Origin of the sequence: Streptomyces sp. NPDC098781 (assembly GCF_044759995.1) — a bacterium.
Taxonomy (GTDB): domain Bacteria; phylum Actinomycetota; class Actinomycetes; order Streptomycetales; family Streptomycetaceae; genus Streptomyces.
Genome location: NZ_JBIWAK010000003.1, coordinates 64,207 through 82,640, shown reverse-complemented (window position 1 = coordinate 82,640; position 18,434 = coordinate 64,207). Strand labels below are relative to the sequence as shown.

General features: G+C 70.0%; 15 protein-coding genes. 12 read left to right on the top strand and 3 right to left on the bottom strand.

Annotated elements, in window-relative coordinates:
- The first annotated feature begins 28 nt into the window (after positions 1–28).
- The 12 genes from ACIQWG_RS12275 to ACIQWG_RS12220 all read left to right on the top strand — a co-directional run bounded on the left by ACIQWG_RS12275 (position 29) and on the right by ACIQWG_RS12220 (position 16,387).
- On the top strand, positions 29–3,754 hold the full coding sequence (locus ACIQWG_RS12275; RefSeq protein ID WP_404093734.1) for an AHH domain-containing protein: 3,726 nt from the start codon (positions 29–31) through the stop codon (positions 3,752–3,754).
- The gene (locus ACIQWG_RS12270) at positions 3,751–4,260 is read left to right on the top strand and encodes a hypothetical protein (protein ID WP_404093732.1); all 510 of its coding nucleotides are present in this window, start codon (positions 3,751–3,753) and stop codon (positions 4,258–4,260) included. Before ACIQWG_RS12275 ends, ACIQWG_RS12270 begins: the two co-directional genes overlap by 4 nt.
- Complete coding sequence (locus tag ACIQWG_RS12265) at positions 4,257–4,661, top strand: hypothetical protein (RefSeq protein ID WP_404093729.1); 405 nt, start codon at positions 4,257–4,259, stop codon at positions 4,659–4,661. The genes ACIQWG_RS12270 and ACIQWG_RS12265 overlap by 4 nt, the downstream gene beginning before the upstream one ends.
- The gene (locus tag ACIQWG_RS12260) at positions 4,652–6,427 is read left to right on the top strand and encodes a hypothetical protein (protein ID WP_404093727.1); all 1,776 of its coding nucleotides are present in this window, start codon (positions 4,652–4,654) and stop codon (positions 6,425–6,427) included. Before ACIQWG_RS12265 ends, ACIQWG_RS12260 begins: the two co-directional genes overlap by 10 nt.
- Positions 6,427–6,804: a hypothetical protein gene (locus ACIQWG_RS12255; protein WP_404093724.1), complete on the top strand. Its 378-nt coding sequence runs from the start codon at positions 6,427–6,429 to the stop codon at positions 6,802–6,804. The genes ACIQWG_RS12260 and ACIQWG_RS12255 overlap by 1 nt, the downstream gene beginning before the upstream one ends.
- On the top strand, positions 6,804–7,382 hold the full coding sequence (locus tag ACIQWG_RS12250) for a hypothetical protein (protein ID WP_404093721.1): 579 nt from the start codon (positions 6,804–6,806) through the stop codon (positions 7,380–7,382). The genes ACIQWG_RS12255 and ACIQWG_RS12250 overlap by 1 nt, the downstream gene beginning before the upstream one ends.
- Complete coding sequence (locus tag ACIQWG_RS12245; RefSeq protein WP_404093719.1) at positions 7,375–8,691, top strand: baseplate J/gp47 family protein; 1,317 nt, start codon at positions 7,375–7,377, stop codon at positions 8,689–8,691. The genes ACIQWG_RS12250 and ACIQWG_RS12245 overlap by 8 nt, the downstream gene beginning before the upstream one ends.
- Complete coding sequence (locus ACIQWG_RS12240) at positions 8,688–12,899, top strand: LamG-like jellyroll fold domain-containing protein (RefSeq protein WP_404093716.1); 4,212 nt, start codon at positions 8,688–8,690, stop codon at positions 12,897–12,899. The genes ACIQWG_RS12245 and ACIQWG_RS12240 overlap by 4 nt, the downstream gene beginning before the upstream one ends.
- Positions 12,877–13,479, top strand: coding sequence for a hypothetical protein (locus tag ACIQWG_RS12235; protein ID WP_404093714.1), 603 nt, complete (start codon positions 12,877–12,879; stop codon positions 13,477–13,479). Before ACIQWG_RS12240 ends, ACIQWG_RS12235 begins: the two co-directional genes overlap by 23 nt.
- Positions 13,480–13,493: 14 nt before the next feature.
- On the top strand, positions 13,494–15,128 hold the full coding sequence (locus ACIQWG_RS12230) for a hypothetical protein (protein WP_404093711.1): 1,635 nt from the start codon (positions 13,494–13,496) through the stop codon (positions 15,126–15,128).
- Between the two features lie 21 nt (positions 15,129–15,149).
- Positions 15,150–15,377, top strand: coding sequence for a hypothetical protein (locus tag ACIQWG_RS12225; RefSeq protein WP_404093708.1), 228 nt, complete (start codon positions 15,150–15,152; stop codon positions 15,375–15,377).
- A 62-nt stretch (positions 15,378–15,439) separates the two neighbouring features.
- The gene (locus ACIQWG_RS12220; protein WP_404093705.1) at positions 15,440–16,387 is read left to right on the top strand and encodes a hypothetical protein; all 948 of its coding nucleotides are present in this window, start codon (positions 15,440–15,442) and stop codon (positions 16,385–16,387) included.
- A 217-nt stretch (positions 16,388–16,604) separates the two neighbouring features.
- Here ACIQWG_RS12220 and ACIQWG_RS12215 read toward each other — a convergent pair whose 3' ends face one another.
- The 3 genes from ACIQWG_RS12215 to ACIQWG_RS12205 form a co-directional block, all read right to left on the bottom strand.
- Positions 16,605–16,859: a hypothetical protein gene (locus tag ACIQWG_RS12215; protein ID WP_404093702.1), complete on the bottom strand. Its 255-nt coding sequence runs from the start codon at positions 16,857–16,859 to the stop codon at positions 16,605–16,607.
- A gap of 79 nt (positions 16,860–16,938) precedes the next feature.
- The gene (locus ACIQWG_RS12210) at positions 16,939–17,193 is read right to left on the bottom strand and encodes a helix-turn-helix domain-containing protein (RefSeq protein ID WP_404093699.1); all 255 of its coding nucleotides are present in this window, start codon (positions 17,191–17,193) and stop codon (positions 16,939–16,941) included.
- A complete protein-coding gene (locus ACIQWG_RS12205; RefSeq protein WP_404093697.1) occupies positions 17,190–18,362 on the bottom strand; it encodes a hypothetical protein in 1,173 nt (390 codons plus the stop codon). Before ACIQWG_RS12205 ends, ACIQWG_RS12210 begins: the two co-directional genes overlap by 4 nt.
- Between the last annotated feature and the right edge of the window lie 72 nt (positions 18,363–18,434).

Sequence of the window (18,434 nt, the reverse complement as noted above, 5' to 3'; positions counted from 1 at the left end):
GCCGGGGGCCGGAAGCCGAGGAGCAGGGATGCCGCGCAAAGTGTGCTACTTCCCGATCAAGGTGAGGGTCGGAGAACTGGCGGAACCACGGCTCGAGGAACTCGGGCGAGCCGTCAGCGCGGCACTCACCGCCCGCTTGGACGCGGCGCGACACCAACTGGCCGCCGAAGCCGCGGGGCGGGCTGACGCACAGGTCACCGTCCGGCCGCACCTGCCTGAGTCCGTGCAGTTCGACGGCGACCCCGGCGAGGCCCGGCGGGGTGCGCTGGAGCGCGTACTGCTGGAAGCCGTCGCTCGCGCTGTTGCCGCTCTGCAGCCCCCCGAGGGGCTGCCCACCGCGGCTTCGCCACCCGGAGCACGGGCGCCGGCGGGGCCTGCTCCGACGGTCGCCACGGATATCGAGGACTCCACGACCGTCGGTGACGTCGGTGACGCCTGCGCCGACGGCACTGCAGGCCGCGTGGAATGGATTGCCCCTTCGAACGCCGAGGACGCCGAGGTCACGCACGGACACCACGGCACCAGCCTGCGGCTCGCGATGTCCCTGTCGGGCGATCTCGTGGACGCTGAGGACCTGCCGAAGGCCCCGACCGGACAAGGGCCGCAACAGGCGCGCCTGTCGGCGCCTGCCGCGGTGCCCACGGCATCGGCCCCGTCGGCCGCGCCGCCCACCGGGCCCGCGCCGACCGGGCCGGAGCAGTCCGGTGCAGCGCCGCCCCCACCCGAGCCCACGACGTCGGCCCGATCGGACCGGCCCGAGGAGCCGGGCAAGCCACCAGCAGCCGAGCCGGAGACTCCTGAGCCGGCGAAGGACGAAGTGGCCGCAGGTCCCAGCGTGTTCGAGGGGCACGTCGTGATGCACCTTCTCGGCGGCCGGGTGGTGACCGTCGGAGGAGCCGACCGCCATGTCAGGGCGTCAAGCATGATCAGGGCGGTCCAGCTCGGCGCGGGCATCTTCGGCACCCAGTCGTTCGTCATTCTGGAGGGTCCGGTGGGGGAGCCGGACAGCCGGCTCTGGGCGGTCGCCACCACCCCCTCGGTCTCGGACCGGGAGCTGAAACGCATCGCCGAGGGGTGGCCGCTCAAGGGCGGCGACCTGCAGATGGTCACCGTCGGCGGCGGTGAGGTTCTCAGAAGCGTGATCGACGATGCCGGCCGACGTTACGTCGTTCACACCGTGGTCTCCCAGGAAGGGAACTTCCTGACCCCCGACCCGGCTGCAGGCACCCGGCTCGCCGAGCGACTGCGCACGGGTGGACCGAAGCTCGCGCCGGCGAAAGCCCGGGAGCTGGTCTTCGGCGACCTGGACGACCTGGTCGAGCAGGTGCTGGAGGGTGCGGACGACCGCCTCCAGGAAGCGGCCGACCGCCTGGCGCTCCTCGGCGTGGTCGCCTTCTCCCTGGTCGACTGGCAGACGAAGGCCCGCTACCTGGAGGTCCTGGTCCAGGCCTGGACATGGGAGAAGCACGAACACGCGATCGTCGAGATCATGCGGTCGCTGGAGAGCATCGCGGAACTGGACGCCGTACGAGCCGTGCTGGCCCAGCACAAGATCGACGAGCAGCTCTTCCGGGACATCGGGGACACCCTGTGGAGCCTGCTCACGACGGTCGGCGAGCGCTTCGGGAACCAGCGCCGGTTCACCGTGGCCGAGCTGTCGACGCTGTTCGACGAGGCATTCCAGACCCCGCCCGAGGTACGCGAGTCGCTCAGGCGCAGCCTGCTGGAGGGCGGCACGCTACGGCTGGGCATGTCGGTGCTGCTGCAGATCGAATCCGCGGCGGTGGCGGTCGTGGACATGCTCCTCGGGATGATCGAGGGCCTGGCGCTGATGGTGACCAGGCCGGCCCAGATGATCGAAGGGCTCGGGCAGCTCGTACGGCTGCTGCTGATGTTCGAACTGGCCGGACTCGGCTACCGGCCCGCGCAGGCGGAATGCGCCGCGGTGGTCAAGCACATCGGCCCCCAACTGGTCCATGGACTTCAGGGCGCCGCACTGCTGCACATCGGGGAGAGGGTCACGGCCAAGATCAAGTGGGCCGTCGTGGTCGAGGTGGCATCCTGGTTCGTCGGCTTCGGAGAGATCAAGGCGGCGGCTGCCGCGGTCGGACTCACCGAGAAGCTGGCGCTGGTGCTCCGCATCCTCGCCGCCCTCGGCAAGGTGGCGGAAACGGCCGAGGGCGAGGTGGTCGCGACGCGACTGGTACGGCTCGCCACGGCGATGCGAGCCGGCAGCGACGTGTTGCGGGTCGTCAGGGAGGACAAGGATGTCCTGGCGCTGCTCTACCACCTGCCGGTCGACGACCAGCGCCGGCTGGTCTCGATGCTGGAGCGGTTCGAGGTGCGAGAGGGCAGCACACTGGCCGAGCTGGCCGCTCATCCGGACCTGGGACCCGCCCTTGAGGCAGTGCAGCGCAAGACCGAACTCCTGCACACCTTCGCCATGCAGTCCGGCGGCCTCTCGGAGGAGCTGGGCCGCTCCTTCCGACACCTGGCGGGCCCGCAGGGCTTCGACACGCCGGAACTCGCCCGGCTCGCCGACGTGCTGGAGGACGGTGAGGGCCGCGTGCTGCTGGCGACCATGGAGCACATCGGACTTCCGCGGATCGGGCCGGGCCGCGAGGTCGACATGGACCTCCTGACCGTGCTCGCGGCCAAGGGGATGCGGATGGACGCCGTCCGCGAAGTCGGCTTCGACGTGGTGCGGGCAGCCGTCAACAGATCCGCGGGCGACGTCCGTCTGCTGGACACCATCCTGCTGGACCTCGCACGCCTTCAGAACGAAGCCCGTGAGGGCAACCGCATGGCCGAATACGCCGAACTGCTGTCCCGGCTGACCCAGGACGAACGGGCGGCCTGGAGCCGCGTCGCCGGCGGTGCGGCCCTGCGGGCGGGCGACGCAACCGTCGTGGCGCAGCGAGCGGTCGTGCTGGAGCGGATCACCGCCCTCAGGGCCCGCTATCAGCACGGCGTGGCGGAATCCGCCGTCGTCAAGAGGCTCCTGGACGGACTGGTACGGCGCTCCCGCAAGGATCCCTGGCTGGTGACGGAGATCCTCGACCGGTTCGAGGCCCGACGCCTGGACCGCGCAGGGAGCTACGCCGACGAGGCGGACCTCGCCGCGGCCTGGAAGGACGCCGAGAAATGGGCGGGTCACGACGAGCGGGCACTGCTCCACGAGCCGGACGAGGTACCGCCGGATGCCCTGAGCCTGAGCGAGCAGCGGCACCAGCACACCGCTCAGGGCGGCCGGCCGTCGCAGGAACTGGCGGACAACATGGCGCGGGCCCACAACCCGCGTCCGCCGGGCCACGAGACGCATCACATCGTGCCGGAGGGCGACCCGCGTGCCGAAATCGCCCGCCGCATCCTCGAGGACGCGGGGATCCAATGGCGCAACGCCGCCGAGAACGGCATCCACCTGCCCCGCACGTCCATGGACCCCCGCACCGTCCCCCAGGCCTACACACGCCACCCCACACTGCACACCGATGCGTACTACAAGGAACTGACCCTCCGGCTGATCGAGGCCAAGCACAACAGCACCGTTCGCGAGACCCTCGCCGCGATCGGGGAGGAACTGCTGAACGGTCAGTTCTTCCATGTCGAGGACAACGCCACCAAGGGGCAGCGGTTCGCCGAGCTGCTCATGGAGCGACGAGCGGACATCGACTGGCTGACGGACGAAGAGTTCCTCGACATCGTCGAGGCCGCCGAGCGCCGTACCACGAGAGCCGGCAGGAGCAAGCCATGACAGCCGGAGTGAACGTCCCCGTCCTGATCGGCCCGGTGCCGCTGCTCACCGTCACCAGCCTGACCCTGAACGAGGGCTACCAGGTGGCCCGCATCGCCGGCAGCAAACTCGCCCAGCTCGTCTCGCCCACCACCCGCACCATCGAACTCCAAGCGGTGCTGGTCGGAGGGAGCCGGCTCATCTTCAAGAAGCTGCTGGAGGCGATGGCGCTGACCTCGCGGGCCCTGGCGCCGGCCACCGCACCCATGATGAACCTCGCCGGTCTGCCCGTGGTCTGTGGCATGACCGTTTGCCTCGACATGCAGATCACCAGCCTGCGGTTCACCCAGTCCAACCAGAAACGCGATGCCCTCGACGTCAGCATCACCCTGGAACACGTACCGCGCTCCACGCTGACCGCCGTCATCGGCGAGGCCCTGGACATCGCACTGGCCGCCGGCATGGCAGCCGTCCCCAGCGTCAGCGGAATGGTGCCGGTCGAGCGCCAGCTGGGAGGCACCCTGTGAACGCCCTCGCATTCCACCGGCTGCCCGTCGCCCCTGACGAGGGTCTGCCCCAGGCGTTCAGCTGCGTCGTGGGCGGAACAGGGTACGACTTCGGACTGTACGCCGTCGTGGACAACACCGGCGACGATCCGCCGGGGACGCTGTACGACCTCGCGTCACCGGGCAGCATCACCGCGCCGGCCTCGCCCCCGGGGTACCTGGTGCTGCGGGTGGCACGCCGAGGACCCGACGGCGCCCGGGTGGTCTTCCTGCGCAAACTCGTCCCCGAACCGGACCTCGTCCACCACGCCGACCGGCTGGCGATCCGTCTCCTGGAGGCGAAGCTGGCCAGGGGAAACCTGAACGGCCGTGGCCACTACGGCAGCAGCATCGTGCTGGGGGTGGCGCAGCGATGGGCGTGATCCTCTGGTACGGAATCAACTTCCCCACCCTCGGGCTGAAGGTGTCCAACGACGTCTCCGGCGGCATGATCCTGTCCGACGCCGAGATCACGGTGAACTACGGCCTCGGGCAGCCGGGGGACTTCGACGTCCACCTGTCCGCCCTGCCCCTGTCCGCCCACCGGAAACTGACCGGAGCGCTCACCGGAGAGCGCGGCACCGCCGGCGGCATCCCCATCGAGATCACTCTCGGCTATCTGGAGAACCCTCTCTCGCGCAAGCCCGTTCTCGTCGGGCGGGTGGACGCCATTACCGCCTCCACGCGCTTCCCGCCCCTGGGCATCAGACTCACCGGGTACGAGGAGGCGTCCTTCCGCCTGATCACCGTGAACGTGGACAGGAAGAGCGGCAAGCGGGAACCGGCCCGCTTCTCCCAGCAGAAATGCACGCCGGCCGCCGCCGCGAAGGCCATCGCTGAGGCTGCCGAGGTGCAGCTCGTCGGTGACGTGACCCCCACCGGACCCGAGCAGCCGAGCATCAGCGCCGACGCGCCGCACACCTTCGGGCTGCTGGAGCGGATCGCCGACCGCTTCGGCGCGGAACTCCTGGTGCAGGACGGCGAGGCCCAGTTCGGGACGGCCGTCACCCACCCGCAGACGAGTGGACTGCCGACGGTGCCCGACCTGCCGGCCCTCCTGTCCCTGATCATGCGGGAGGACAGCCTGGTCACCCTCAGCACGAGCACCCGCCTCGCGGAGTTTCAGCCGGTGCGCATCGGAGCCACCGGAAAGCAGCGGGTGACCGCCGACCCGCCGGCCGAGAGCCCGGTGCCGGCCTTCGACTTCACCGCGCTGGGAGTTCCCGGGCTGCGAGCCGGGGAACTCGTCGCGGCGAGCGTCGAGGGTTACCAGAACCCGCTGAAGGGCTACCGCATCATCCAGCTCACCCACTCCTTCTCCCCTCGCACCGGCTATGTGTGCACCGGCCGGGCCGCACCTTTCAAGAAGGGCGAAGGGAACCGGGGTACGACCGAAACCGTGCGCAAGGGCAGCCCCCTGGCCATCGCCGACGCCATCGCCGCCAAGATCCGCGACGACCACACCATCACCCCCTCGGTCGACATCGGCCAGATCCGGTCCGCCGACCCCGCCGGACGGGTGGCCACCGTGACGTACGGCCAGGAGCCGGGCAAGGCCGTGGCCGCGCCGAGCGTCGACCTGCCGATCGAGCCCAACGGCCCGGCGCTGTACGACAAACCACTCGCCACACCCTTCGCCTGGCACAAGGTCGGCCTGTCCGTCCCGGTGTACGCGGGCATGCGTACGCTGCTCAACCAGGTGCACGACGACCGCGAGGACGCCGTGATCACCGGTTTCCTGTGGGCCAACGACGCGGCGATGGACCGCCCGGCGGCCCAAGCCGACGATTGGTGGCTCTGCCTGCCCACCGAACTGTCGGCCGGTCCGGACCCCCGGCCCATCAACAAGGGCGTCAACGACCTCACCACCGCCGACGGGCACCGGGTGGTGGAGGCGATCGGGCTGAAGATCTCCGTCGGCGCCGACGAGTGCTCCGATGTCGGTCACCGCCCCACTCCCGGACCCGCCGAGGAAATTCTGCTGAACCACAGCTCGGGAGCCCAGGTCCGATTCGACAAGGACGGCAACATCACCGTGTCCGCGGGACCCGGCAAGGACGTCGAGGTCTCGGCGAGCGGCGGCGCGATCTCGCTCAGCGCCGGCGGCGCGACCCTCAAAGTGGAGAAGGGAAAGGTGGCGATCAGCTGATGGCCCTCGTCCTCGTCGAAGGCGCCGTTCTCACGTGCTCCCACGGCGGCCGGCTGCGACTGACAGGCGGCAACCCGCACCTGACGGTACGGAACAAAGGCGTGCTCACCGTCGGATCGGAGGTCGGCGCCGCCTTCGGCTCCGCCGCAACCCCGGTACCCGGCATGGTCGCTCCCTGCGCCTGCGCCGACCCCACCGGCCGACCGGCGCCCTGCGTCACCACGGCCGCCCTGCCGCCCGGCCAGTCGCTCAAGCTGTCGGTCGGCGGCACACCGGTGTTGCTGTCCACCGCACGGGGCGTCACCCTCCCGCCCGGGGCCCCACCGGGCACCTGGAGCGTGGCCGACCCCGGGCAGAACCTCTTGGAGGCGATCTGATGAGCATGCCTGGCACGGGCTCGGCTCCAGGCGCCATCCCCGGATTCGGCCAGGACCTCGGTCTCGACCTCGGCGGGCTCGGCTTCACCGTGCCCGGGGCAGCGCTCCCCGACCCGGCGGGCGCGCCAGGGCTCGGCCGCAGCCTCGCCGTGGACGAGGGTGACCTCGTCATCGACAGCACGACCGGCAATCCCGCGACCGTCGAAGGACTCGACGCCCTCAAGCAGGCCCTGACGCTGACCGTGGAGACCCAGTTGGGCAGCGACCGGCTCCACAGCACCTTCGGCTTCGACCGTCTCGCGGTAGGCCGCTATCCGATGAGCCGGCTCGCCCGCAAGGAGTACATCCGGCTGGAACTCGTCCGCTGCCTGGCCGCCGACCGTCGCGTCACCGACATCCGCGAGGTCTTCTTTCAGGACGACCCCCGCTTCTTCGAACTCCGGCCCCGCGTCCAGGGGTTCCCCGCCGCGCACCCCGCGCGCGACGGCCCCTCCAGTCGGTCCTACACGGCCTACGTGATCATCGAAACCGTCGCCGGCGACACGCTGACGCTCAGGTCAGGAGGACGCCTTGAATGACCACGACACCTTTGGCGTGACCCCGGACGGATTCGTGGTCAAGGGCATCGACCGCATCGTCGCCGACCAGCAGAGCCGCGCCCGCGCCATGTTCGGCGACGACGTGGACCTCACGTCGGGCAGCCCGCTGCGCAAGATCCTCGATGCCGCCGCCGTACACGTCCATGAACTGTGGCAGGGCCTGGAGTCCCAGTTCTACGCCGGCTTCGGCACCACCGCCCAGGGCGCGGCGCTCGACCTCCTCGGCACCGACCTCGGAGTGCCCCGACGCATGCTCCAGGCCACCGGCGAGGTGGAACTCACCCTCAGTGGCACCCCGCCCGACCAGACGCGGGTCCTGCCGCCCGGCACCGTCGTCGAGACCGAGGAACCGCCCAGGAAGAGTCTGCGCCTGCTCACCCCGGTCGTACTGAGAGCCGGCGTACAACCGGTACGCGCGCTCGTCCGTGCCGTCGAGCGCGGCCCCGACGGTGAACTGCCGGCCGCCCGGAAACTGCGGATCGAACCCCTCTGGGCTCGTACGCACCTCAACCTCGGACCCGCCCAAGTCGACGTCACCAACCCCGAGGCCATCACCGGAGGGGAACTGCTGGAACCCGATGACGTCTATCGCGCCCGGTTGCTCGGCGTCCCCCGCACGCTGTGGACCCAGGACGCCCTGGTCGCCCGGATCCTGGACCTTCCGGGCGTCCGCGACGCCGCGGTCTTCGACCCGCTCGGCGGCGTGGACCCCTCGGACAGCCGGTTCAGCAGCTACCGCTTCGGACAACGCGTGTTCTCCGGCAGCAGCCAGACCGGCTCCCCGTACCACTTCGACGTCGTGGTGGCCGTCGAACCCGGCTGGCCGTGGTTCAGGGAGGAAGGTGACATCCCGGCCGTACACGACGCCGTGATGGACACCGTGCGCCAGTGGCGGCCCGTATCCGTCTTCCCCCGCGTCAAACCGGCCAACCAGGTCGACGTAGGCATCCGGGCCACTTTGGTGACCGACGCCGGACACAACGCCGACGCCATCAGAGGCCAACTCCTGGCCGCCCTGCACGAGGGCGTCGACCGGCTCCGGCTCGGCCGCGCCGTGCTCCACTCGGACGTCGTCCTGACCGCCCGGTCGACCCCGGGCGTGGTCGACGTGCAGAACCTGCGAATCCGCCGCGAAGCCCCGGTGTTCGGCGGCGTCATCCACCGCGGCGCGGTGTTCGGCAGCGCCCAAGAGCTCTCCGTCGGCGAGAACCTGCGGCTGGCGGCCGACGAGGTCGCCCGGTTCGCGATAGACAGCCCGCTGATCGACATCCAGGTCTCGAACCCATGACCATCGACTTCCTCGGCATCATGCAACGCGGCCTCACCCCGGCATACGACCGCGGTATGGAGCGGCTCGACATCACGCTCGAACCGGTCCCCGGGACGCGGACACTGCTCGCCAGATACGGCTTCGAGGAGTACCTGAACCGGTACGGGCGGTTCCCGGACTCACCCCGCTACCTGCTGGCCCCTCGGCAGGAACCCGCCGAACCGCTCACGGTCCGCGTCTTCTTCACCCGGGGCACACCACAGGGCGCCGCGCCCGAAGACTCCGTCGACGTGCCGGTCCCCGTGGGCTGGCCCGCCGGCCGGACCATAGCCGTGCCCCTTCCCGCCCGGGCCGGCGAACGGACGCACCAATGGACACTCACCCGAGTCGAGCCCCTGGCCCCCGCCCGGCCGACGTCCGACGCCTGGCGTCTGACCGCACTGCTGGGCAACCTCGCCAAGGCCCTGTGGGTGATCGGGCACGACTACGAGGACCTGACCGGACGCCTCGCCGAGATCGCCGACCAACGCAGTGCCCGCACCGCGCGCGGCGCGAGCCTGGACCTGCTGGGCCTGGACCTCGGCGCGCCCCGCTTCCCTCCCCGGCCGCACACCTGGGACGAGGACACCGTGGCCCTCTACCACCTGGACGAGGCCGCCGGGGACGACGCCGCCGTGGTCAGCGTGGGCGAGCGGTTCGGCGCCCCCAGCCACCGGTGCACCAACACCGGTGCCCGTGGCGGGCGTACGGGCCGGTTCTCACGAGCCTTCTCCTTCTCCGGCGCCGCCCGCGTCACCCTGGACACCGACAGCCCGGACTTCGCCGCGGGGACGGAGACCTCACTCACCGTCGAGGCGGTCGTCCGTCCGGAAACCGGCACCACCACGACCGGCGCGGTCGTCGCCAAACGCGCGGTGCTGAACACGGCGGCCTCGCCCGGCTGGGCCCTGACCATCGGCCCGTTCAGACAGGTCGACCACAATCTGCGCCTGACACTGGCCGACGGCGACGGCCGGACGGTGGAGCTGTACGCGGACCGGGACCTCGGCGACGGCTCCTTCCACCATGTGGCCGCTGTCGTCGAGCGACTGCCATCTCCCGCCGGAGCGCCTCCGGGTCCGCCGCCGGCCCTCACCACCCTGCTCCTCGACGGCCGCGAGACGGTCAGGCAACGCGTGGCGCAGCTGGGCTCCCTCACCAGTCCACAGCCGCTCACCCTCGGCCAGGGACAGGAATCGGCACCCGACGGCACCACCGCCCTCGCCCAGTTCACGGGCCTGCTGGAGGAGGTGCGCATCTCGCGCACCGCGCGCACCTCGTTCGCTCCGGTGACGGGGGAGGACGACGCGCACTACCGGGCGCGCCTGCACCTCTTCCAACGCTGGCTCGTACCCACCAGGGACGGCCTCCAGCACGCCCTCAACGAGACCCTCAAGGAGGCGGGGCCCCTCACGGACGACCCTCGCCTGACCGCCGACCCGGCTCCGTTCGAGGTACACGAGGCGCAGGGCAGCCCGACGGGCGGCTCGCTGGTACTGCGCGTACTGCCCGACTCCCTGCGCAGCGGCCAGAGCATCGCCGCCGACGGCGACCGCGGCTGCGACGAGGCCCAGGCCGTCGGGACCGCCGACGAGGAGGGCGACTTCGACGACTCCTGGCTGTGCCGGTACACCGGCGAGGACGAGGCACGTCTCGCCTTCACCCCCGGCGAGCACAGCCGCCTGATGCAACTCGGCGTGAAAGAAGCGCTGGACAGCCTCGTGGAGCGGACCGAGTCAGCCCTGTCGGGCAGGCCGGGCATACTGCACGTCCTGCGGGCCCACGAGCCGGCCGCCACCAACCTGTACGCGGTCGGACGGGCGCTGCTCCTGCGTCACGACACCCTTGCTCCCGGGGAACTCGCCGTGCACGCTCACGCGGCCGGATTCGGCTGGGTGCAGCACACGCTGGACGGCCTGGTCCACGTCGCCCAGCCGGCCGGGTCGGCCTTCGGGATCGTCACCGGGCCGGCAACGCCCGAGGCGGCCCTGCCGGGTACGGACGTGCCGGCCGGCGGCCATCTGTTCCTCGACCTGGAGCCGAGTCCGCCCCCGCTGGCCGGTGCGGAGGTCCGATGGACCGTCACCCGCTCCGGCGCGGGGCACGCCGAGGTCACCCAGGGCGCCCCGGCCCGCCTGGACGCTCGCGCCGCGGGAGAAGTGACGGTGCAGGCCGAGGTGAAACAGGGTGGCCACACCCGAGGGACCTGTCGGGTCGTGCGCATCGGCCTCCCCGCCGCCGGGCTCGCCGCTGGGCAGTCGATCAGCCGCGTGGGCTTCGTCGGCGCCGACGCGCAGGCCACGGGCGGACCGTCCGCGGACAGCTTCGACCCCCTTCACCTCGTCACCCGCACCGACGACCTGACGGTGTCCCCCCGCCCGATCGAATACGGCACCGGTGTCGCCGACCGGCGGATGCAGGCCGGAGCCTCTCGCGCCCTCGACCGGCTGCTCGACCAGTTCGAGGGCATCCCCGACTCCCTCCAGGTCCTCAGAGCCTTCGACCCTGAAGGCCCAGGCCCCTTCCGCGAGGGCAGAGCTCTGGAGCTGCGCAGCTCCGCCTTGACCGGATCGGCCCTGGCAGCACGTGCTTTCGCCGCGGGATTCGACCACATCGCCGTCCCGGCCGACGACACACCCCCGGCACCCGGCACCGAGAACCGCATCGTCGCCACGGTCGCCCCCGGCGACCAGGTGGAGCTCAGCGGCCCCACCGAGATCCGCGTCGACGAAGCCGCGACACTCACCGCACTCGGCCACGCCGAACCCGTCGACGCCTGCTTCGACGACGGCGGCGGCCGGCTCTACCTCTCCCTCCAAGGCAGTCACCGCGTGACGTCCTTCACCGTCGAGGCCGAACGCGAGGAAGACGCGCCCGTGCCGACCCTGGCACGGTCCGAACCCGTGATGCCCTTCCCCGGCCCGCTCGCCTTCGTCGGCGGACGACTCCACGTGGCCCATGAGCGGTCCGACACGGTCCAGGCCCTCCACCCGGTGACGCTCGCTGCGGAATCCGTCACCCTGACCGGGCCGCGTCCCGTGGCACTGGGCACCGACGGTGAACGGCTCTATGTCGCCTACGCGGGTGACGACTCGGTGCGCGCCTACGACCCGGACAGCGGCCAGGAGACCGGCGGGGCGTCCCTGCCGGGAACCCCTTGTGCTCTCGCGGTCGCGCCGAACAGCCAGGGGCTCGCAGTTCTGCTCGACGGCGGGCGGATCCAGTGGCTCGACCGCCCTGGTCTCGCCCCGCACGACGGCCCCGTCGACACCGGTGCCGTCGACACGCCCGCCGCGGTCTTCTCACCCGATGGAAGCCGGCTCTACGTCGGGTGCGTCATCGATGCCCCGCCGACGGGACGCACCAGCGCCGTCCAACGGTATGCGGCCGACGCACGCACACCGGAGGCGACCATCGGCCGCTTCCCGCACGGCACCTCGCCCCTCGCGCTGCGGACCGTCCCGAACGCCGCCTTCGTGTACGTCGCCACCGCCGGAACCGGCTCCGTGACCGGGCGCGTCCATCTGATCGACGCGGCGAGCGGCACCCTGCTGCCCACCGTGTTCGCGACGGGCGGTGACTGCCCGGCGCTGGCGCTCAGCCCGGACCAGGCACCGTACCGGCCGTGTGTGCTGGCCGCGCCGCGGACGGAGGCAGCCGTGCTGCTCGCCGACCCCACTCCCGTGACCGAGCATCCAGCACGGCCGCCACGTCTGGTCTCCCGACGCTCGCTGGGGCCTGGGGGTGAGCAGGAGCTGGCCTGGTCGGTGCAGCCGGAGGGCCCAGGGCGGGCCGATCTCCCTCCGACCAGCCGCCCCTCCGTTCGCATCAGGGCTCTGGCACCGGGTCTAGTTCCGGTACGCGTCGGCTACTTCGACGCGAACCGGCTGCGGCCTCATCAGTGCGAGGTGCGGCTCAACCCACGGCTTGAGGCGCTGCCCGACCTGCGGATGAGCAAGGACCGCTACGACCTGCTGTTGAACATCTTGAACTGGTTCCACCCCGTCGGAGTGGAGATGCGGACCGCGCGCCTGCGCCGACACGTCCCGGAACTTTCCGGTGCCGACGGCGACTTGACGCCCGCCTACACCTTCCCCACCTACCGCACGGCTGACCGGCACCCCTCCCGACTCACCCACCCGGACAAGGACAAGGACAAGGGCGATGACCACTCCGTACGTCCCTAACTTCTCCCACGTCGACTGGATCGACAACCAGGACCGGGTCCAGGCAGGCGGCACGAACGGGTTCAACGCCCGGTTCCACGACCTCACAGCCGAGTTCGCCTCCCTGGCGGACGTCATCAACCCGTGGATCGAGGCGCTGTCCCCTTCCGAGTCCTTCCTGACCCTGATGCCGGTGCTCGCTCCTCGCCGCCTCCCCCTCGGGGCACCGGGAACGGAGGGCGGCTGGGAGTTGGTCGGCGACCTCGCGCAGAAGCCGGAGGGCCCACGGGAGGCCCACGGCATCATGAACGTCGCCCTCCCAGAAGGCGCGGAGATCAAGTCCCTCAGGGTCCTGGGCGAGGAGGGAACGAGGACGGGAGCTCTGCCCACCGTCCGTCTGCAGCGGCGTGCGCTGGAAGGCAACACAGCGGCCGAGATCGTTGTCGCTACCGCCTTCGACCAGGTCTTCGCGGCCACGGACGAGACCGTCGTCAGGAACCGGACGCATCGGCACTTCATCACGGTCGACATCGTCGACGCGCCCGACGACGCGGTGAAGTTGCACTGTTTCCAGATCATGTACCGGTCCCGGACGAACTGAAGGAGGAGAGCACGATGGCGTCCATCGGTCCCCCCAACACTCAGGAAGGTGCCAGCGGTTACGACCCGACGGGGGAGAACCCGCCCGTCAAGTTCGGCGTGTGGGGGGATACGTCCAAGGGTCACGCGGTCATCGGCAGCAGCGGCAGGCCCGGCACCGGCGCAGGCGTGTTCGGTGTCAACGTCACCACCAGTGGCTTCGGGGTGCTGGGCCAGGTCAACGGCGACACCGCGGTCGGGGTCGCGGGCCTCGGCTCCACGGGCACGGGTGTGTCGGGTACGAGCAAGAGTGGTACGGGTGTCAGGGCTTCGAGCCCGGCGGGTGTGGCGGTCCGTGCGGAGGGCGACACGGGCATCGTCGCGTCCGGGACTCGGACAGCGGGTGAGTTCTCCTCCGCGGGCACCGCTGTGTCGGGTACGAGCACCAGTGGTACGGGTGTCATGGCCTCGTGCCCGGACGGGGTGGCGATCCATGCGGAAGGCGATGCGGGCATCGTCGCCTCAGGAACGCGGATCGCCGCTCAGTTCACCGGCGATGTCGGTATCGGCACCAGCACCCCCGAGGCCGCACTGGAGATAGACCGCGGCGAGTCCGACGCCGTCGCTCTGCACCTGCGGTCCTCCGGCCCCGGGTGGGGCTCCGGTCTGCGACTGAGCAACTCGGCCGACGTGGAGGGCCTCTATGGCACGTTTGCCGGGGAGGACGGTGGATGGCACTTCACCGACGTGCTTGAGGACTCCGACCGGATGGTGATCGACTCCCAGGGTTTGATCGGCATCGCCACGGATGAACCGCGGGAGCCCCTGCATGTCCACGGCACCATACACAGCTCGGGAGACCTGGCAGGGCTGTCGTTCATGGACCGCCAGGTCGACGGCTACATCGCGAATCCCGGTTCCCAGGGAAGTCGCTGGATGTGGTACGCGTTCGAGGGCGGTGCGCGGCTCTGGTCGGGATCGGATCGGCTGTCGGTCCACTCCGGGGAGGGCGGCGGCCTCGATGTCGCCCGCCGCATGCGCATCCGGAAGGGCAATGACGGCTCCGCGGGACTCTGGTTCCACCAGAACGAGGCAGGGGACCGAGCGTTCGTCGGCATGTCCGGCAACGACACGGTCGGGTTCTTCGGGGTCGGCGCAGTCCAATGGGGCATGGAGATGCACGTGGAAACCGGCGTGACGAGGTTCATCGGCCGACTGGACAAACTCGGCGGCGGCTTCAAGATCGATCATCCGCTGGACCCGACCGGCAAGTACCTGTCGCACTCCTTCGTCGAGTCACCCGGGATGACCAACCTCTACGACGGAACCGTCGTCACCGATGAGAACGGCGACGCGAAGGTGGTCCTGCCCGACTACTTCGAGGCGCTCAACCGTGATTTCCGCTACCAGCTCACGCCGGTGGGCGAGCCGGCCGTCGCCGCAGTGACCGGGGAGATCCGTGACAACAGCTTCACCATCCGCACGGACAGGCCGGGAGTCAGGGTCTGCTGGCAGGTGACAGGCGTGCGGCAGGACGCGTGGGCCGTCGCGCACCGCATTGTCCCGGAGGAGGAGAAGCCGGAGGCCGAGCGGGACCGTTACCTGTGTCCAGCAGTCCACGGACAGCCGGCCGACAGGAGTGTCCTCGCCACCGTCACGGCGGGCAGGTGACTCCGGGAAAGGATGAAGACCATGCAGGTGAAGATGCAGGAGCGGCTCGCCGGACTCAAGCAGGACTTCGAGAAGGGCGAGTACCAGTTGCACAGCCTGGTTCAGCAGGAGACGGCGCTCAAGGAATCCCTGCTGCGTGTCAGCGGTGCGATTCGCGTGCTGGAAGAACTGCTGTCCACCGACCAGGAAGACACCGGGAGCGAGGGAATGGCCGGTGTCCATGAGGCCCGAGGTGACGGGCAGCGATAGTGGGCCGCCTTTCCCATGGAAGGGTCATCACGATGGACAACGACGGGGACGTGGCCGGTCAGATGCGGTCCGCCTGGTGCGCACGGCTCGGCGCCCACATCGCGGAACTGCAGTCACAGATCAACAGGGTAGTGAAACTGGGACTGTCACCCGCCGACGCCGAAGTGGCGGCGAAGGCCGATGAGCAACTCGCGGCGGCGCGGCAGGTCCTGAGCGAGAAGCACACCTTCGTCAAGCGGATCACCGGACTCTACGCGGACGCGGCCCTGGCCAACGTCCATGAGGCCGAGGTCGCTCTTCTCCGGCTGCTGCCGCCCGGCGAGCTGGGATGGCGCGGGCCGCGGATCATCACGCAGGCCCGCCTGCATCTGGCCGCGGACGACCAGCGCCTGGTGAACCTGGAGGCCGCGCTGAAGCGGAACAGCAACCTCCTCACCCCTGACCTGCGGGAGCTGGCCGTGAGCACCCTCCATGCGGCACAACAGGCAGAGGAGGCCGAGCGAGCCAGAGCGCGCAGTTTCTGCCAGATCATCGCCGCCTCCGTCGTGATCATGACCGTCATTGCCGTGCTGTTCGCCGTGTGGGGCTACGTCGTCCCTGGAGTAGCGGAAAAGTTCTGTTTCACCCCACCGAAGGGAAGGGTCTGCCCCATCGGCCACTCGGCCCAAGGCGGCGACCTGCTCCTGGTGTTGTTCATCGGCGCACTCGCGGCGGCGCTCGCCGGCGCCGTGTCACTGCGATCCATGCACGGCACGTCGGGGCCTTACCGCATCGCGGTGCTCTTGCTCGTACTGCGCCTGCCGGTGGGAGCGTTGAGCGCGGCCCTGGGAATTCTGCTGATCAGCGGTGAATTTCTGCCGGGTCTGAGCAGCCTGGACAGCGAAGCTCAGATCGTCGCCTGGGCGGCGGCCTTCGGAATACTCCAGGAGACGGTGACGCGGGCGGTCGACAAACAGGGCCAGCTCGTCCTGGACAACGTCAGGACTCCCAACCGGGGATTCGAGCAGTGATCACCGATTCAGATCCCGTCCGGGAGGTAACCGCGGGAAGGCGGGGAGGGGACGCGAGGTGGCCCTCCCGGTCAGCAGCTCCCGGGCGACCGTGGCTATCACCTCGTGGATGATCGTGACCGGATCACGCTCGTCGGTGTCGGGACACATCGAACAGCGCGGCTGATCCCTGCGGTCCCGCAAGGAGATGCGCCGGATGTTTCCGCAAGCGGTGCATTCAGTGGTCTCCTGGCCGCAGACCGAGCAGCACCAGTCTTTGTCCACGACGCTGGAAAGTGCGCAGAAGCTTGCCGCACTCTGCGTAGACCGGCGGCGGGATCGCCGAGGCGCCAGCCTTGCGAAGCTCGATGAGCAGGTCACCTTTGGCCCGAGGCGCAGGGGACCAACCGTCGGTCAGGACGGCGGGCCGCCCCGCCAGGGCCTGCGCGAGGCGACGCGACTTCGCTCGGCCGCCCGCGACCGTGGTGACCATGGCCCGGATGGTGTCAGGATCGCCGCAGTCCGCCGCGTCCCTCCGAGTCGGGCGTCGTGCTGCCACCGGCGGCGGCCTTCTACGGCTGCCTTACGGCCCCGGCCACCGCGATGGGCTCGATGAGGTCATCCATGGTGCAGTCCAGGATGTCGAGCAGGGCCATGAGGATCTTCAGGCTCAGTCGCTCGGGTCGCTCGGGTCGCTCGCCGACGAGCCGGTAGACCTGGCTGGAGGACAGCGTGATGTCGCGTTCGGCGAGCGGCGGGATGAGGTCGGTGGTGGAGAACATCCCGCGGTCCGCCGTGACCTTGCGCAGAGCTGTCGCAGGGTTCACGAGGGTGCGGGGCCTGACGCGGAGTGACGGGACTGCCCGACTCCCTGATCGCGTTCGCAGGCCGCAGCCTGCTGCTGAGCACGGTAGCGGTGGAGTGCCGGCTGGTCGCCGATGTGTTCGGCAGCCGCGATTGCGGCGTCGAGGACTCCGTCCATCCAGAGCCGAGGAATCCCGTGCAGGTCCTGCTCGCTGGCGGCGAGCAGCCGGTGGCCTGTTGAGTCGTCGGGTGCGATCGGGACGAGGAGGAAGCACTCCTTGACGAAGTGCCGCCATATTCCTTGGTCGAGGCCGTGCTTGTCGGGAGGCAGGCTGCGCTGGGCCTCCTGAAGTGTTTGCCATGCGCCCGCATAGTCGTCGGTTCGGCGTTGCAGCCGAGCCAGGGTGAGCAGTGTGCTCACCCTGGCTCCCGACCACGACGCATCACTGATCGCGACGGCTTCTTTCTGTACTTCCACGGCTTCGGCGAGGTAGCCGAGATGAGCGAGGTGGAACTGCAGTGTGTTGAGCGTGTTGTCGGTTCGTGGCTCACCTGCCGCCCACTCGATCATGAACAGGCGGGACGCCTCGCGCTCGCCGAGGCGCGCGGCGTGGTAGGCCCACGATTTGAGTCCTTCGTCGGCCGGATCAGAAGGGAATCGTGTGCGTTGCTGGTCCAGCCACTCCGCGACGGCGGCATCGGTGTGCCGGGCCGATCTGATGTCGCCCAGGATGCGGTCGCGGTCAGGATGGGAGCTGGCTTGCACCATCTCCGTGGCGGCGGCGATACCTGCGGTGAGGAGATGGTAGAGGTGGTAGCCCAGCGCCGTATCGAAGCTGATGTTCTTGGCGTCCCAGTGCAGCCATAGGTCCTCCACCTGCTGGTGTTCGGCGACCAGGAATCCCGCCAGTGTCAGGTCGGGGGCCATGCCCCAGGGGACGGCCTCGCGGTAGTAAGTGGTCTGTTGCTGGAGGAGAAAGCGCAGCAGCGGCAGGTCCTTTGGGCGGCGGTCGTATTGCAGTGCCCACAGAACTGCGAAGCGAGCTGCTCTGTTGCGGTCCTCCATGGGGCCCTCGTCGGTGACCTGGGCGCAGTAGGCCAGGTCGGCCCACGTCGCCGGGTCCTGCCGTGCTCGTTCGAGAGCGCTCCTGGGTCCCCGCAGGAGCCGGTTCTGCTCTTTGGCGGTACTCATCGTCTCCCCTTCGCTTGTTCTTGCGTAATTCTCCCGGCTCGTCGCTCGCCCACCGCGCTGGCGAGTTGGTCG

Coding starts and splice junctions, on each gene's coding strand:
- ACIQWG_RS12260 (WP_404093727.1), top strand. CDS start 4,652: ATGGGCGTGATCCTCTGGTACGGAATCAACTTCCCCACCCTCGGGCTG.
- ACIQWG_RS12225 (WP_404093708.1), top strand. CDS start 15,150: ATGCAGGTGAAGATGCAGGAGCGGCTCGCCGGACTCAAGCAGGACTTC.
- ACIQWG_RS12235 (WP_404093714.1), top strand. CDS start 12,877: ATGACCACTCCGTACGTCCCTAACTTCTCCCACGTCGACTGGATCGAC.
- ACIQWG_RS12275 (WP_404093734.1), top strand. CDS start 29: ATGCCGCGCAAAGTGTGCTACTTCCCGATCAAGGTGAGGGTCGGAGAA.
- ACIQWG_RS12255 (WP_404093724.1), top strand. CDS start 6,427: ATGGCCCTCGTCCTCGTCGAAGGCGCCGTTCTCACGTGCTCCCACGGC.
- ACIQWG_RS12220 (WP_404093705.1), top strand. CDS start 15,440: ATGCGGTCCGCCTGGTGCGCACGGCTCGGCGCCCACATCGCGGAACTG.
- ACIQWG_RS12205 (WP_404093697.1), bottom strand. CDS start 18,362: ATGAGTACCGCCAAAGAGCAGAACCGGCTCCTGCGGGGACCCAGGAGC.
- ACIQWG_RS12215 (WP_404093702.1), bottom strand. CDS start 16,859: ATGGTCACCACGGTCGCGGGCGGCCGAGCGAAGTCGCGTCGCCTCGCG.
- ACIQWG_RS12270 (WP_404093732.1), top strand. CDS start 3,751: ATGACAGCCGGAGTGAACGTCCCCGTCCTGATCGGCCCGGTGCCGCTG.
- ACIQWG_RS12240 (WP_404093716.1), top strand. CDS start 8,688: ATGACCATCGACTTCCTCGGCATCATGCAACGCGGCCTCACCCCGGCA.
- ACIQWG_RS12230 (WP_404093711.1), top strand. CDS start 13,494: ATGGCGTCCATCGGTCCCCCCAACACTCAGGAAGGTGCCAGCGGTTAC.
- ACIQWG_RS12250 (WP_404093721.1), top strand. CDS start 6,804: ATGAGCATGCCTGGCACGGGCTCGGCTCCAGGCGCCATCCCCGGATTC.